The sequence below is a fragment of the Microcoleus sp. bin48.metabat.b7b8b9.023 genome (assembly GCF_013299185.1).
Lineage (GTDB): Bacteria > Cyanobacteriota > Cyanobacteriia > Cyanobacteriales > Microcoleaceae > Microcoleus.
The window spans coordinates 38,172-54,471 of sequence record NZ_JAAFKG010000034.1; the positions used below are offsets into that span (position 1 = coordinate 38,172).

Annotated in this window: 12 protein-coding genes; 4 read left to right on the plus strand and 8 right to left on the minus strand. The window is 46.1% G+C overall.

All coding sequences use genetic code 11. The annotated features are described in order from the left end of the window. Window positions 1-190 precede the first annotated feature (190 nt). The 4 genes from QZW82_RS19380 to QZW82_RS19395 form a co-directional block, all read right to left on the minus strand. The gene (locus QZW82_RS19380; protein ID WP_293151329.1) at window positions 191-463 is read right to left on the minus strand and encodes a peptidoglycan-binding domain-containing protein; all 273 of its coding nucleotides are present in this window, start codon (window positions 461-463) and stop codon (window positions 191-193) included. 70 nt (window positions 464-533) lie between these two features. Then, window positions 534-815, minus strand: a complete 282-nt coding sequence (locus QZW82_RS19385; protein ID WP_293151332.1) for a peptidoglycan-binding domain-containing protein — start codon at window positions 813-815, stop codon at window positions 534-536. 71 nt (window positions 816-886) lie between these two features. Next, on the minus strand, window positions 887-1,168 hold the full coding sequence (locus QZW82_RS19390; RefSeq protein ID WP_293151335.1) for a peptidoglycan-binding domain-containing protein: 282 nt from the start codon (window positions 1,166-1,168) through the stop codon (window positions 887-889). Window positions 1,169-1,797: 629 nt separating this feature from the next. Next, complete coding sequence (locus QZW82_RS19395) at window positions 1,798-2,004, minus strand: hypothetical protein (RefSeq protein ID WP_293151338.1); 207 nt, start codon at window positions 2,002-2,004, stop codon at window positions 1,798-1,800. An 814-nt stretch (window positions 2,005-2,818) separates the two neighbouring features. Between QZW82_RS19395 and QZW82_RS19400 the strand changes: the two genes are divergently transcribed. Continuing rightward, window positions 2,819-6,280: a response regulator gene (locus tag QZW82_RS19400; RefSeq protein WP_293151342.1), complete on the plus strand. Its 3,462-nt coding sequence runs from the start codon at window positions 2,819-2,821 to the stop codon at window positions 6,278-6,280. Here the strand turns inward: QZW82_RS19400 and QZW82_RS19405 are convergent. From QZW82_RS19405 to QZW82_RS19415, 3 genes are all read right to left on the minus strand, one after another. Next, entirely contained in the window at window positions 6,213-7,667 is a 1,455-nt protein-coding gene (locus QZW82_RS19405; protein ID WP_293151433.1) for a hypothetical protein, read from the minus strand. The genes QZW82_RS19400 and QZW82_RS19405 overlap by 68 nt on opposite strands. A 125-nt stretch (window positions 7,668-7,792) precedes the next feature. Next, window positions 7,793-8,413, minus strand: coding sequence for a DUF3177 family protein (locus QZW82_RS19410; RefSeq protein ID WP_293151344.1), 621 nt, complete (start codon window positions 8,411-8,413; stop codon window positions 7,793-7,795). Between the two features lie 308 nt (window positions 8,414-8,721). Continuing rightward, a complete protein-coding gene (locus QZW82_RS19415; RefSeq protein ID WP_293151347.1) occupies window positions 8,722-8,958 on the minus strand; it encodes a Calvin cycle protein CP12 in 237 nt (78 codons plus the stop codon). A 27-nt stretch (window positions 8,959-8,985) separates the two neighbouring features. Here QZW82_RS19415 and QZW82_RS19420 point away from each other — a divergent pair, with 27 nt between their 5' ends. After that, window positions 8,986-9,129, plus strand: coding sequence for a hypothetical protein (locus QZW82_RS19420; RefSeq protein WP_293151350.1), 144 nt, complete (start codon window positions 8,986-8,988; stop codon window positions 9,127-9,129). Between the two features lie 291 nt (window positions 9,130-9,420). After that, on the plus strand, window positions 9,421-10,671 hold the full coding sequence (locus QZW82_RS19425; RefSeq protein WP_293151352.1) for an FIST N-terminal domain-containing protein: 1,251 nt from the start codon (window positions 9,421-9,423) through the stop codon (window positions 10,669-10,671). A gap of 780 nt (window positions 10,672-11,451) precedes the next feature. Here QZW82_RS19425 and QZW82_RS19430 read toward each other — a convergent pair. Continuing rightward, complete coding sequence (locus tag QZW82_RS19430; RefSeq protein ID WP_293151355.1) at window positions 11,452-13,467, minus strand: iron uptake porin; 2,016 nt, start codon at window positions 13,465-13,467, stop codon at window positions 11,452-11,454. Window positions 13,468-14,677: 1,210 nt separating this feature from the next. Here QZW82_RS19430 and QZW82_RS19435 point away from each other — a divergent pair. Continuing rightward, the gene (locus tag QZW82_RS19435) at window positions 14,678-16,300 is read left to right on the plus strand and encodes a glycosyltransferase family 39 protein (protein WP_293151358.1); all 1,623 of its coding nucleotides are present in this window, start codon (window positions 14,678-14,680) and stop codon (window positions 16,298-16,300) included.

Here is a 16,300-nt window from a genome sequence, read left to right on the forward strand (position 1 = left end):
TAGTGCGAGCGTCCGCGCTCGCGTATTGTACAATACGCGAGCGCGGATAGCACTGTAAATGCAAAACTGATATGCTCCCATCGCATTGGTGTCAGCATTTAAAAACGTTCTCAGCGTCGGGTGCGGTTGCTATAAAAGATAGGGCGCGCACGGCACGCCCTACTCTGTTTAAAATATGGTAGTACAAACTTTAAAATACAGTTGTACAAACGCCCAATTTATTCCAAGTTTTCGGGCCGACAATGCCATCAGCAGCGATTTTTTGTTGCTGTTGAAAACTGATGACTGCTTGTTGGGTTTTCGCGCCGAACGATCCATCAGTATTTAGGGAAGCTCCACTGACATTTAAAAGTCGTTGGAGGTAGCGGACATCCTCATTTTGGGTGACAGCATCGTTGCGTTGGAGTAGGGGAAAATAACGGCAGGAAGGTAATTCAAGGCGAGTTGCGTTTGTGGTTTGCATGGTTGGATTCTCCATTTATTGTTTGCAAATTGCGATCGACAAAAAAGTGCGGGCAAATGTTGGCAGTGATTTAACAAGGAGGTTCGCTAACGCAAGCGCCTAATTTCGTCCAAGTTTGCTGGCCAACAATGCCATCTACAGTAATCTTATTTTTCTTTTGAAAGTTGATGACTGCTTGTTCGGTTTTGGCACCGAAGAATCCATCAGTTGCTACGGGATATCCTTTTTTAACTAAGGATTGTTGGAGATAGCGCACGTCTTTATTGGCGGCAGGGCTGCTATCATTTCGTCGCAGTGTGGGCAAGGAAGAGCACATCGGTAATTGAGCCTGAATTTCGTTTGTGGTTTGCATGGTTTTATTGGGATTAGTGGTTTGCAAGTTGTTTGGAAAGTAGAGAAGCAAAAGAAAATGTTGGCAGTGATTTAACAAGCAGGTTCGTTAACGCAAGCGCCTAATTTCGTCCAAGTTTGCTGGCCAACAATGCCATCTACAGTAATCTTATTTTTCTTTTGAAAGTTGATGACTGCTTGTTCAGTTTTCGCGCCGAAGAATCCATCAGTTGCTACGGGATATCCTTTTTTCACTAAGGATTGTTGGAGATAGCGCACGTCTTTATTGGCGGCAGGGCTGCTATCATCTCGTTGCAGTGTGGGCAAGGAATAGCAAAGAGGTAATTGAGCTTGAGCTTGGTTTGTGGTTTGCATGGTTTTATTGGGGATTAGTGGTTTGCAAGTTGTTTGAACCTGCTATTCCCTAGTTGTAGCTGTGGTGGAAAGTGCTTTAACAGTCACTTTTTTTAGTGACGCTTGTTTGAGGTAGCTCAGATGAGTGACAGAAGACAGGAGGTTCGTTCAGTTGGCAGTTGACAGTTGACAGTTGACAGTTGTAGGGGCGGTGCCCCCGTGCCCGCCCTCTTAGTTCACAGTTGACAGTTGATCTGGGATAGCGACCTCTACCTAGAAATCCGAGGATTGGAGTAATGAATAGTCTTTTTTTAACTTCTACGCCAAAGAGAGAGGCTTTCAACCCATTCTTTAGCGTATTGAGATAGTGCTTGGTTATTTCATATAAAATATTTTATATTGCAGAATATAATATCGGGATTTTTGGGTTCAAATTAGCTTAAGTATCGCTGCTAGCAACTATTTTTTTAATGATATATTCAAACACGAAAATCCCCAACTATTAATAGTTGGGGATTTTCTAGATATGGCGCGCTTGGGCCAAGGTACGTAGTTGCGCTTCAGCGCTCTTTATTGATATTGTTAAAGAGCGCTGAAGCGCAACTACGTACCTAGTCAGTAAAGTTGAATAGACTTGCTGCACAAACAACCTATTTTTTTTCTGCTTCTTTTTCTGAAGGTGAAGGAGCTAGCAGACCGGAGATGGCGCCGATCGCATTACTGCCAATCACAACAAAAAGCGGAGGGATTTCCTTGCCCATGACAGAGAGTGTCATGCCAAAAGTAAGTGAAATCATAATCGAGCCTGCTAAACTGCCAACAATTAGGCGGTAACAAAAGTTATCAGATTTATACATGATTAATTCAATTGCGAACGATAGTTGACTGCCAAAATTAATATTTATATTGCAAAATAAATCTAATTTGGCGATTTGATGCGATAAAGTTTAGATGCGCTGCTATCAATATTCGAGTGCTCCCACGCTCATCTGCCGTTGTCACAAACTTCTAATAGTGGTGCGGGAAATAAGCCCGCTGAATGCTCTATCAGTAATTGCCCAACAAGCTCCGCTGGCATTCAACCGTCGCTGAAGTTAGCGGACATTTTAATTGTTGATAACGGCATGGTTGCAGGTAGTAAGTAACAATAACGGCGGGAAGGTCATTTAATGTGAATTGCGTTTGTGCTTTGCATGGTTTTTTGATTTGACCTTGGTTGTTTGCGAGTTGTTGAACTTGCTATTCCCCAGTTGTAGCTGTGGGGAAAAGCGGTTTAACAGTCGCTTTTTCTAGTGACGCTTGTTTGAGGTAGCTTAGATGAGTGACACAAGAAAGGAAGTTGGCTAATATATTTTAATGGATGTAACAGATGGATGTTGAGAGTTGAGGGTTGAGGGTTGACTTAATTAGACATTCTATGAGGCCGCACTTAATTATGTAAAGTAGCAGGGAATAATTGTGTAGCGGAGATTTATATCATGAGGTACAATGCGTTAAATCGAGGAATTTGCGTATGTTTGACTCGGTGCTTTTTATTACATCACGCAGCCGGTATTGCTAATTTGGGCCGAATTCGCGATCGCCAATTAGCTCAAACTAAATTACTAATTACGCTCAAATGCAACAATCTGCGGATTTGGGCTGGATCTCAGAGAAGTTAGACTATTTATTATGTTAGTGAAAATAATTAGCAGATCGATCGCAAAAATATCTGGTACTGTGCCCCTCGGTTTAGCGCTGACATTACCATTCGTCGTGCAAACTTTCGCTGTAGTCGGTACAGTTGGATATTTGTCGTTCAAAAATGGACAACAAGCAGTTCAAAAACTCGCAGACAACTTGCAGGGCGAAATCAGTGGGCGCATTCAAGAACACCTCGCCCATTACTTAGAAAAACCTTACAATATCGTCCAACTCAACGCAGGTGCAGCTCAACTTGGGAAACTGAAACCTGAAGATTTTAGAGAAACTGAACGCTCGTTTTGGCAGCAGGTAAAAATATTTTCATCGGTGCGTCAAATCTATTTAGGGACGAAAGAAGGTCAGTTTATTGGAGTTAGTCGAGAAGAATTTGGTCAATTAGTTGCCAGAATTACAGAAAACTTTCCTCGACGTTCTTTTTATGAGCTGGATGCTTTTGGCGATCGAACGAAGCTGTTGCGTTTTGACCCAAATTATGATTTGCGAAATCGCCCTTGGTATATTGGTGCAACCGCAGCCGAATCACCGATATGGACTGCGATTTATACATTTTTTCAAGGCGATTTGGGCATCACGGTGGCTCAGCCATTTTATGATACTCAGGGGGACTTTCGCGGCATCATGGCCGTCGATATTCTTTTGGGTCAAATTAGCGATTTTCTCAGAAAAATCAAAATTAGTCGATCGGGTCAGGTATTTATTATGGAGCGATCGGGCGCTTTAGTAGGCAGTTCGACGGAGGAAAAACCGTACATTACTGACGCCAGTGGCAAATTGCAACGCTTGCCAGCAATTGATAGCACAAATACCTTAACTGCATCGGCAGCAAAACACATAATTAGTAGTTTCAACTTGAGCTTAGTTGAACCACCACAAAAGCTACAATTTAAACTTAACAATCAATCTAATTTTATACATATTATGTCCTATAAAGACCAGGTAGGACTGGATTGGTTGGTGGTGGTAGTAATTCCAGAAAACGATTTCATGGATGAAATCAACAGCAACACCCGCAGCACTATTTTACTTTGTATCGGTGCCCTATTTCTATCAATAATTATTGGAACTTTGACAGCGCGATCGCTCACAAAGCCAATTCTGCGATTAAACGCAGCAGCCAAAAACCTTGCCGAAGGCGAATGGGAACACACACTAGATCTGGATCTCGATCGCACCGACGAAATAGGCCAGCTAGCCAAATCCTTTAGCAGCATGGCATCTCAACTGCAAATATCCTTCGCTACCCTAGCAACTCAGAATCAAGAATTGCAGCAACTCGACAAACTCAAAGACGAATTCTTAGCCAACACTTCCCACGAATTCCGAACTCCCCTTAACGGAATGATCGGCATTGCCGAATCAATGATTGACGGCGCCACCGGAATGTTATCCGAAATTCAACAACAAAACCTCTCAATGATTGCCGCTAGCGGCAGGCGGCTCAACGAACTTGTTGACAATATTCTCGACTTTGCCCAACTCAAAAATCAGAAACTAGAATTGCAGCTTCAGAGTGTAGGATTGAGGTCGATTGTCGAAGTGATTCTTACCGTTTGCCAACATTTAACGGCTGGCAAAGATTTGCAATTAATTAATGCCATCGATTCAGATTTGCCATTAGTTTTAGCAGACGAAAACCGGCTGCAACAAATCCTCTACAATTTAATTGGAAATGCGATTAAATTTACGGAATCCGGCACGATAAAAATATCAGCAGCAATTGTAGATACCGACGGCGAAACATCTCTGGGAGTGTCCCCGTCAAATCTCCCAGAATCAAACCCAGATTTTCAAATAGCTGTCACGGTTTCCGACACAGGAATCGGAATTTCTGTCGCGAATCTCGATCGCATTTTTGAACCATTTGAACAAGGCGACGGTTCCACAGTTAGGCAATACGGGGGCACAGGCTTAGGTTTGACACTCTCCAAACAATTTGTCGAACTCCACGGCGGCAAAATATACGCAGAATCCCAAATCGACATCGGTTCGCGTTTCACATTTACCCTACCTCTTTCTCCCGAAACCATTCATCCTAGCGAATCCGGAATAAATCAGCAGCTAGCAGCGCCAATTCAGGATTCTGAATCCGCAAATAACAGAAATAAAACTTATTTATCCTGCGATTGGAATTTGCCTAAACCCGCTCCGAATCCATTAGAGCAAACCACTGCGCTATTAGAAGTCGAAAAATTTAAACTTTTGATAGTTGACGACGATCCAATTAACCTGCAAGTTTTAAACAATCACCTTTCTCTACAAAATTACAGTGTGATTCAGGCGCTCAATGGCGAACAAGCCTTATCACTCTTGGAAAGCGGGACGCATTTTGACTTAATCATTCTCGATATCATGATGCCCAGAATGTCTGGTTATGAAGTCTGCGCCAAACTGCGAGAGAAATACCCATCTCACGAGTTGCCCGTAGTGATGCTAACTGCCAAAAATCAAGTATCAGACTTAATATCAGGATTTCAATTCGGAGCGAATGACTATCTAACTAAACCCTTCTCGAAAGACGAACTGTTAACCAGAATTAAGTCTCACATCAATTTATCGCAAACTAATAGCGCCTACGGGCGATTTTTCCCCGATGCTTTCTTAGACTTTCTCAAAAAAGAAAGCATTGTGGATATCCAATTAGGGAATCATGTCAGCAAACAAATGGCAGTCATGTTTAGCGATATTCGCTCGTTTACTGCCCTTTCCGAAACGATGACTCCGCAGCAAAACTTTGACTTTGTTAATGATTACCTGCGAGAAGTAAGTCCAAAAATTAGAGAACATCACGGCTTTATTGTCAAGTATTTAGGAGATGGGATGATGGCTGTTTTTCCCAACGGTGCTGACGATGCTGTCAAAGGTGGAATCGCTAAACTGCAACAAGTGTACGAATATAATGCCGATCGCGCACACAGCGGAGATCCACCGATTCAAGTCGGCGTAGGAGTGCATTTTGGTCACATGATGGTGGGTATAGTTGGGGAAGCGGAGAGAATGCAGGGAGATGCTTTTTCGGATAATGTCAATTTAGCCTCTCGTCTGGAAAGTCTCACTAAGTTATATGGAGTATCTTTGATAATTTCTGAGAAAGTTTTGGATAATTTGACGGATCGCGAACAGTATCAAATCCGTTTTTTAGATAGAGTAATTGTTAAGGGCAAACAGCAGCCAATTTCTATCTATGAAGTCCTCGATGCAGAAACAGAGTTGCTTAGGGAAATGAAGTTACAAACTCAGGCTGATTTTGAACGGGGTTTAGAACATTATCGCTCTCACGAATTTAAGGCTGCTAAAATCTGTTTTTATCAAGTTTTAGCCGTTAATCCTGACGATAAAACGGCGGCACTGTATTTGGAGCGAGTCAATCATTTGATTGAGAGAGGCGTACCGGAAAATTGGTCTGGGGTTTGGACTTTAACTCAGAAGTGATATCGTAGTATCGGTAGATAGTAGATTTGCGGGTTTCAAACAACTTAAGAATTGAGTCAACGACAATTTCTGTAACGATGGGGTTAAAGTCGGTAATAAAGTCATCGGCTTCCAGATTTGCCCTAAAAAATTGCTTAGCCCGATCGCACTGATAGCGCATTTCGTCAAATCCGACAATTTTGACCATAAACGTTGCTAGGGGGGAGTTTTCCAAATCGGTATTAGAAGTGCTTTTCGCCCGCCCATTTTCTAATAAATTGAATACTTCTGTTTCTAAAAGAGTTTGAGGTTGGCGAGGTTTCTCTATTTCAGGAAAAAAGCTTTCCAGACGGATGCCTTTATCGGCTCTATCTGGCAATTCTCCCATCATCATGGCCAGAGAAACATCGAGTCCCAAACCGGAAGAAAGAGCTTCCAGGAGGGCGATAGCAACCAGTTTGCACCCCAGATAAAGCTCGGCAATTTCGAGATTGTACCTAGCAGTAGTTTCCCAGCGTTGATATGTGCGATCGTCTGGGAATCCCTCAAACTGCCGAAAAATCACCTCGGGCTGGAGATAAGTCAGAAAACCCTCCATCTTCAGCAAAGCAACTCGGTAGTCGCGAACGGTATAAAAACCGTAGCTGGTGATATTGTGATTAGTTTCCGGTAATAAATTCCAGGTATTTGCCAAAAAATGGGCTGAACTTTCGTGAGCAAAACTAATTACATCCCGGTTGGCAATTCGCACAGCTTTTTTCACTGTTTCCCGTATTTGCTCATCAGTTAAACTGAGGTGCAACAGGCTAGTTATTGCTTGCAAGCGGTCATAAAGGCGCCCAGTTGCGGTTACTCCCCACTCGGCGGAGCGAAACGGAATTGTTTCTTCTATGCAGGCGACAATTTGAAGCAATTGCTCGGGCTTGAGAAATGGTTCGAGAGATTTTGCTGCAACTAAAGCGCTGAGAAATTCGTTTTGTCCGGCGAAGGGATTGAGCACTTCTCCGGGTACAAAACCGAATACGAGCATTACCATTTCTAAGGTAGCATCAGCAGGGAGTTCAGATTGCTCCCGAATCCGTAGCTGTTTGTTAACCTCTTTGGTAACAGGAGTGATGTAGTAGCTGACGTTAAAGTTAATGCTGCGATCGACTTGTACGTAGACGATATCGTGAAATAAAGCTGCCAAAACCTCGATCGCATCTTCATTTCCCCCCACCTCAAAAATATGTTCGGGAGTATGGAAAAACCGCCAGGGCCCTGTCATTGGCTGAACTATAAGTTCGGCAATCCGAGCTAGTTCGGTTGGTTCGACTTCTGCGTTGAGGCGAGCGATCGCCCAAATCAGCTTTTCTAAGCATTGTAAGTATGCTTCTTTGCTATCAATCACAGTCTTTTCCACTAACATTACACCCACTTCTACCATCCTCTTATTGTTTTTATTTTTCCGTAAATTTGCCCCGTTTTTTATTTCTGAGTTTTTTTGAATAGATTAACAGGAATTTAGGAAGCAAATACTTCCTTGAAATCAACTTAATTCCCTGTAGCGGATCTGCCTTGTTTTCCCAATCTAATTAGGACAAAGTATGATAAGTAAACTACATAAATTGCTAAACCAGTCAATCCCAGAAATCCCAAAAATTGAGGGCTTGCCTTAGCATGAAACATCTGTTTGTACAGCCAAGGCGGGTCAAACCAAATGCTGCAAAAAGGTTCGTCAATTACTTGTATTTGAGATTTAAAGGCACAGGTTAAGAAGGGAATTTGAGCTAGAGCGCCCAAACCGCTGTAAACAGTAATCGCCCACCGCCAAGCTGTAAAAGCCAGCTTTAAAGACGACTGCGGTCGATCGGCAATTTCGTCGTTTAAATCTTCCCAAAACCACAGACAAGCAGGAATCAATGCCCTCCCCATCACCGACGACACAAAGCTTACAGGCAGTGCAGCCATCATCAGGTAAAGTGTAATTGCCAACAAACTCGCCACCCGCCAATAAATCATCAACAAACGGGCGATCGCGTCAGCTTTGGCAAAAACAGCCCAAATCAGCACTACCAGCGGGATCGAAATGGTTAATAACACAGATAACCGGTAATCCATCCACACAAGTGGTTGAAACCAAGGTCTGGTGGCTGCCAATAAAAGACTAAACATCTTTGGGAAAATATACTTACTTATTTGTGACAGATTTTACTACAAAAACGCTCAAAAATCAGAGATAAGATAAGACGGCGGTTGAAACCGCGTCTATAAAAACGAAGTCCGAGCTCAGAGGGACTGAAGAAGAAGATCGCGTAATTTTAAGCGTCGGTTATTCAACCCGCGGAGGCGGGTTTTGTCTGTGTAGACGCGGTTTCAACCGCCCGGTCTTCTTGCCAAGGTAATTGATAAACTGATGAAAAAATCCCGCGCCAAAAGTTAATTTTGGCGCGGGATCGAAGGGAGAGAGCTAAATTGCTCGTTTATTCGTCGTAGATGCGGCACTCAGCAGCGTCAGGATTGTCGTCGCAATACTTTTCAAAAGAATTCTTAGGTTTGACTTGCTTTTGGTGGGAAGCTTCAGCTTGCAGTTCTTCAACTGCGTCCCAGGCTGCTGCACATTCCCCGGAAGTAGCGCCCTTCAAGTCACAGACGGTACGAGCGCTTTCTAGTTCTTCTTCAATTTTTTCTTCGATGTTGCCTGCGGGTGTTGTTGTCATAAGTTCTTGGTATGAAAGGTTTTCTTTTTGGATGTTAGCTTGTGTTTGACTTGCCGTTTCTGTCTGGCGATCTCAACTAATACTAGCTTGAGATGTGCTGCTGTGGCAGCCCAGATAGAAATCATCCATCACTGCGATCGCAGCAGCCGTCTTTACTTCCTGCTTTACTGAGATCCCGTCGGCGGGTTCTAGTCCACAGGCCTGAATGCAGGTTGAGCCGACCTGACTTTTGATGAAAACATTACACGAAGTTGGTGTGTCAAACTGTATTGAGCTTTATCTTTTAAGATTTTGCTGAACGTGGCTTTTAACACAAAACAGATTGAGTCTCGACTCATGTTAACTTATGTTAACACGATCGCGGACTGGGAGGGGAATCGATCGCCCCAGAAAACCGTCCCGCCAGTGGCCTGTTCCGGTTAGCCTAAATATAGAAATAGTTTTTATAGAGAAGTTTGCCTTATGTACGAAAACCAAATGCAATGGGTCAGTGCTTTATCAACCCGTCCGTCTTTAGAATCAGCCCTGAAAGAAGTTGTAGAACAAGCCGATCGCGAATTACAAGACCCGGCAGATTTAGCGCTGATCTTTATCTCATCTGCCTTTGCTAGCGAGTATTCTCGGCTGATGCCTTTACTGCGAGAACTGCTGCCCGTGCCCGCGATTTTGGGCTGCGGTGGGGGAGGAGTCATCGGCACGAACCGGGGCGGGCTCACCGAAGAAGTTGAGGGTTCTCCGGCAGTCAGCCTGAGTTTGGCCCGTTTACCTGGAGTAAACGTCAGAACATTTCACGTCGGTGCAGAAGAATTGCCGGACTTGGACAGTCCCCCGGATACTTGGGTGAATGTCTTGGGTGTGCCGGCCCAGGAAGAACCGCAGTTTATCATCTTGGCAGACCCATTTTCCTCACAAATTAACGATTTGCTCCAAGGACTCGATTATGCCTATCCGGGCGCGCCGAAGGTAGGAGGACTGGCCGGCGGGGACGGTGCGGGCAGAGGTGCGGCGCTGTTTTGCGACTATCAGTTGTACCGAGAAGGGACGGTGGGAGTGGCTTTGAGCGGGAATATAGTTCTGGAAACGATCGTCGCGCAAGGCTGTAGACCGATCGGGCATCCCTATCGGGTGACGGAAGGAGAGCGCAATATTTTGCTGAAACTCGAAGAACAAACCGACGATATGGGCAGCAGGGGCATCGAGCGATCGCCCTTAGACGCCCTGCGAGAGTTAGTTCAAACTTTGAGCGAAGCAGATCGAGAATTAGCGCAGCACTCGTTATTTGTCGGCTTAGTCAGCGATGAATTCAAGATGACATTAGAGCCTGGGGATTTTTTAATCCGCAATTTGTTGGGTGTAGATCCGAAAGTGGGGGCAATTGCGATCGGCGATCGAGTCCGTCCCGGACAGCGCATCCAATTTCACCTGCGGGACGCCCGCACCTCCGCAGAAGACCTAGAAATGCTGCTCTCTAGGCATCAGCGGGCAGCCGAGGACAGAGGTAAATCCAGCGCCGGCGCCTTGATGTTCTCCTGTCTGGGGCGCGGGGAAGGGCTTTACGGTCAATCGAACTTTGACTCGCGACTGTTCGGCCGATACCTCAAAAACATCCCCTTGAGCGGCTTTTTCTGCAACGGCGAAATCGGCCCCGTCGGCGGCAGCACATTTCTGCACGGTTACACATCCGTATTTGGGATTTGCCGCCAAAATTCCTAATCTTGCTGGCTCAAGGGCGATCGAATAGGTTCGTAGAGGCAGACGGCGGTTGAAACCGCGTCTAGACAAACGAAGTCCGCCTCCGCGGACTAAAGAAAATCAAGAATTCCAACCCGCAGGGAGTGGATTTTGTGTCCATAAATGCGATCTTAACCGCTGACTCTTCAACCTGCGGAGGCAGGTTTTGTTTTTATAGACGCGGTTTCAACCGCCGGGGTCTTCTGGGAGTGGATTTTGTGTCCATAAATGCGATCTTAACCGCTGACTCTTCAACCTGCGGAGGCAGGTTTTGTTTTTATAGACGCGGTTTCAACCGCCGGGGTCTTCTGGGAGTGGATTTTGTGTCCATAAATGCGATCTTAACCGCTGACTCTTCAACCTGCGGAGGCAGGTTTTGTTTTTATAGACGCGGTTTCAACCGCCGGGGTCTTCTGGGAGTGGATTTTGTGTCCATAAATGCGATCTTAACCGCTGACTCTTCAACCTGCGGAGGCAGGTTTTGTTTTTATAGACGCGGTTTCAACCGCCGGGGTCTTCTGACTCTTCAACCTGCGGAGGCAGGTTTTGTTTGTATAGAAGCGGTTTCAACCGCCCGGGTCTTCTGATCTGCATAAATGTGATGTTAACTGTTCACTCTTCAACCTGCGGAGGCAGGTTTTGTTTGTATAGAAGCGGTTTCAACCGCCCGGGTCTTCTGATCTCAAGCGTATTGACCCATAACCAAAAACTAAAAGCGGCAGTCACCTGCCGCTTTTAGCTCTAACTAGATATCGGGAAACCTTAGAAACTAAAGGTTGTCCGCAGGACTCCTACCCAGATATCATCATTCTGTTTGTTGTGTTCTGGATTCAGAATCACGTAAACGCCCGGTGTCACCGAAATAAAGTCATTAACTTGGAAGCGATAGAAACCCTCTAAGTGATAAGAGGTGTCGCGGTCTCTTCTGACATCGCTCTGAGTAACTTTTGGCGGTACGCCGGCAATAAAACCGAGGAGGTTTCCAGGCTTGCCAAAATCTGGCAGGGCCAAGAAAAGAGCACCATTTTGAATAGTAGCGTCTCGATCTGCGCCACGTTCTTGGTGAGCCTTGGTGTAACCGTACCAACCACCCAACTGGAAGCGCGGGCTGGGTTTGAGGTTAAGTTGTACGCCAAAGTTATCTGATGCAGTCGATATTTGACCGAAGGGACGGTTAGCCAAGGAACTCCCGGTACTGCCCATGATCGCAACATCGCCACCCCGATTGTATTTCCGGGTGTAAGTTGCACCAATGTCAATAAATTTGCTTAGGGAGAAGTTGAGCTGACCCAAAGCGCTGAAAGAACCGTCGAAAACGCCCCGACCATTAGCTGGGTTGGGAGCGTCGCCGTCGGAGGCGAGATAGGCTACTGTAGCTCTGACGGCGCCGAAGTTGTATTTCAGAGCAGCACCTGCTCCTTCGGGGCCGCGGAACACTGCTGGGTTGTAACGTCCAAAGGCGGAGAGAGCGCCGGTGCCACTACTTTCCAAGGGAGCATTCAGCTCAGCAACGTCATCGAGCCTCAGTCCTTTCGGGCCGAACCAGACTGTAGCGTTGCCTGCGGGGAAGCGATACCACAATTGATCCAGGGAGAATTGGCTGCCGTCTTCGCCGGTGATGGCGAGGCGAGCCATGTTCGTATTAGTGGCAGTGGCTGCACCGTAGTTGGGGATGTTTCTAGCTTGCAAGCGGGTTCTGAGCAAGTCTTTGCCGGTGAAGCTGGTGTTGAAGTTCAACCGCACCCGGTAGCCGAGGGTGGTTGTAGTTTTGTCGTCGTGCTTGCCGACACCATCTCCGAAGCTGTCGCTGGCGAGAAAAATGGCTTCTCCTGCCAGTTTGGTTGTGGTGGAGAACTGGTTGGCTTCGAGTTCTGCGGTGCGAGCTTCCAGGCCGTCTACTCGTCCGCGCAGGGTAGCGAGTTCGGCTGCAAATTCTTCTTGCAGGCGTTGCAGGATGGCTAAGTCGTCTTTGGTGACGAAGGTCGATGTTGCCGAGCTAATTTGCTTGGTTACTTGGTCTAAGCAAGCGTTGACGCCGGCTGCAAATTCGTAGCGAGTCAGGGCGCGGTTGCCGCGGTAGGTTCCGTCGGGATAGCCGACGATACAACCGTAGCGTTCGACTAGGGATTGCAGGGCTTGGAATGCCCAATCTGTCGGCCGCACGTCGGATAGTTGAGAGACCGATGTCACTTGGGACATGGCTCCAGATGGTTCGGCGGGCAGGGCTTGGGGTGCTGCTGGGACGATCGGGCCGCCCATGCCTGCGGGTGCTGTCTGAGCAATTTCTACCTTGGCGGCTGGGGTGCTAGCAATTGCTGGCACTTCAGTTTTGGCGGTTGCTGTCGGGGTGCTTTCCACTGCCAAGTCTGAGGCTTGGGGCAATGGTTGGGCTGTGGTGACAGCAGGTAGGGGAGCGATCGCTGCCGCTGTGGTGGCGGGGGCGATGGGCGCTGCTGCATTGATGTCGATCGCTGCTGTTTGCAGTTCTGTGGCGCTGGTTTCTGGTGCGATTGCTGCCAGTTTTTCGGCGTCTGCGGAGTTGGCTTCAGCAGTTTCGGCCGCCGGAGCGATGCTGTTTAAAGCCAGCTTTTCCGGGGCAGCAGGGGTTGCTGCAACTGGTTCTACAATTTTTGACTCAGATGGCTGTGCTGTTGCTACCTGGTTGGCTTCAGCAGTTGCGGTCGCGGTTTCGGCTGCGATCGCAGCGGTACTGACGACTGATGATAGCCCCAGAATTGCCGGGGATACTAGAAGTAAATTCCAAAAAGTTCTGTTCATTTTCCTCACACCTTCACACTCTATTCAACTCGATCGGCAATTCCCAACTGATACTTTTTGTGGTTCCTTGCCTGTTGACAATAACTGACAGAATAGAACCTATCCATAACTGTTGATGCACAGTAGGCGTGTCTAGTTCCTGCTTGAACGTAGAAGGCTGGCCCTTTTTACGGCCCAGACCTCAATTTAGGTCAAGCCCACTTTACACTACGGTTGATTATACCATCACTTGCTAATTTCATCTCTCGATCGCCAGACTTGCTTGAGTTGCTTTCTCCGACAGGGCGATCGACAACTGGTGGTAGGGGTTAGACCACAATTAGCCTCAAACTGACAAATACTGATAGTCCTTGCTTATGTCTGAGTTAACAGACAGTTATCGGTAGGATTAGGGCTGCTTGTCGCATTCCTTATACAGCTTTCGATCCTATTATGTCAAGCTTTTTAACCTAACTTTAAACCTCGCGGCCCGGACGGGGTTATTTTTCCGCCAGCAGTGGGGAACGAAAGGTTAAACGCTGCTAGATGCACCCGTGGGAGCAAAATACCAGTCTTGACCAATTTGGGTGTTCTGATGCGCCCAAGGGCCGAGACTTGCCAGGGCGATCGGCATTTTTGAGATAGCCCGTTCGGCGGGTTTAATTTGCCACTATTAATTTGCCACTACTTTAACACAATTTTTTGTAGTTTGACAGTGGCAGCCGACTGAATATCTGTGACCTAAAATTAAAGTTTTGTTCCCTCGCTGCGAAGGAGTTTTACGGACAGTTATTTTTTTGGCACAGCCGATGTCTTTCAAATCACCTTTTGTATGTGATTTATGCTACTGAACAAGGAGCTATTGATCCTTCAGCATTCCTGGACGCATCAACCCGGTCAAATGGACGAAAATACTTGCTTCGAGCTATTCGCGCGCAGTAAAAAAAACGGTGTATCAGAGTAAAAATTGTCTCCTCGACTTTCCCCATTGACTGCTAACAGAATAAATAAGGCTCACAAATTATTAGAGGGAGATCTTATACCATTTATCTAAAATTGTGCAACACTCTTTGACCCCCCCCTAACCCCATGAATCAGGGGGGGGACAAGAATACTGTTGCATTCTTTTTTTAAATTGGTATTACAACCTGTAGGTTTGGCAATCCACTCAACCTCGCTCTGGTATGCTACATTGAGGCGCAGCATCTATCTTTTTTGACACCTTCCATCTATGACTTTGATTAAAAGCAAACTGGGCTTCTTAGTAGTTATCTTATTGATATTAGGATTGTTTTTTCGATTCACCAACATCGACACAAAGTTTTATTGGTATGATGAAGTATTTACTTCCCTGCGGGTTTCGGGATACACGCAAACAGAAGTGCTGCATGAAATAAGCAGCGTTCAGTTAGTCGGCGCACAAGATTTGATGAAATATCAGCGCTCCAATCCCGCAAAAAATTTTGGCGATACAATTAAAGGTATTGCCATTGAAGAACCTCAACTGCCACCTCTATATTTTCTGGCAGTCAAGTATTGGGGAAAACTATTCGGTGATTCTCCTTTATCGACCAGAAGTTTCTCAGTTTGGGTGAGTTTGTTAGCCTTTCCCGCTCTGTACTGGCTGTGCCGAGAATTGTTTCCTGCACCGGAAGTAGCCTGGATAGCCGTGGGATTGCTAGCAGTTTCTCCCTTGCACGTGCTTTACGCTCAAGAAGCTCGTCCCTACAGTTTGTGGCCGGCGCTGGTTTTGGTTTCTTGTGCGTCTCTGTTGCGAGCAATGCGGCTTCAAACTAGACTGAGTTGGAGCATTTACGCAGTAGCAACTATTCTGGGATTTTACACTCACTTGTTTAGCCTGTTAGTTGCCTTAGGACACGGAATTTATGTATGCGTCATCGAAGGTTGTAGGTTGACTGATAAGGTAGTTAATTACCTGATAGCAAGTGCTTTGTCTTTGTTAGCTTTTCTGCCTTGGATAGCAATTTTAGTAGTGAACGAAAAAGCGGCAACGGAGGCAACACGTTGGGCGAATGGAGACAGTAGCCTGCTATCTTTAGTTAATAATTGGAGCGGAAATATCGGTCGTATTTTTTGGGATTTTGGGCTAAATTCTCAGGCTGCATCAATATCTTTGATTGCCTTGATGGCAGCGACTTTGATTATATTGGCAATCGTAGGGTATGCGGTTTATTTTCTGTGTTGTGAGACAAAGAAACAGGTTTGGCTGTTTTTGCTGGTGTTGATGGCGGTGACAGCAGTGGCAGTGATGCTTCCAGATGTTATATTGGGAGGAATCCGATCGACTAAACCTCGCTACCTATTTCCGACTTATTTGGCGATGCAAATATCTGTGGCTTACCTGTTAGCGACTAAAATTAGCGCGCTGGGCGTGCCAAGCTGGAAACGGCAGATGTGGAAAGTTCTGACAGTTGTACTGCTAACGGGATCTGTGTTGTCGAATGCTGTTAGTTCTCAAGCCGAGACTTGGTGGACGAAGGAATTGGGCCGGGAAAATCCCGTAATTGCTCGGAGGATCGATCGTGCTCCAAAGCCGCTGGTTGTCAGTGATATCTCGGAAGTCACTCTGGGAAATATACTGTCAGTGAGTCATTTGTTAGAGCCGAAAGTGATGTGGCAATTGGTGTTGCTTGACCCCGAAGGACGCCGTCAAGCTCAGTTGCTAGACGCACCCGCGATACCCAAAATTCCCAGCGGTTTTAGCGATGTTTTTGTTTACGGGCGAACGCAGAATTTTAGTGCTAAGCTGGCAAAAATGCACAACTCGAAAATAGATGTGCCGAAAAAACAAACAATCCAAATGCTGTGGGTTGGCAAGTTAGAAAAAGAGTGA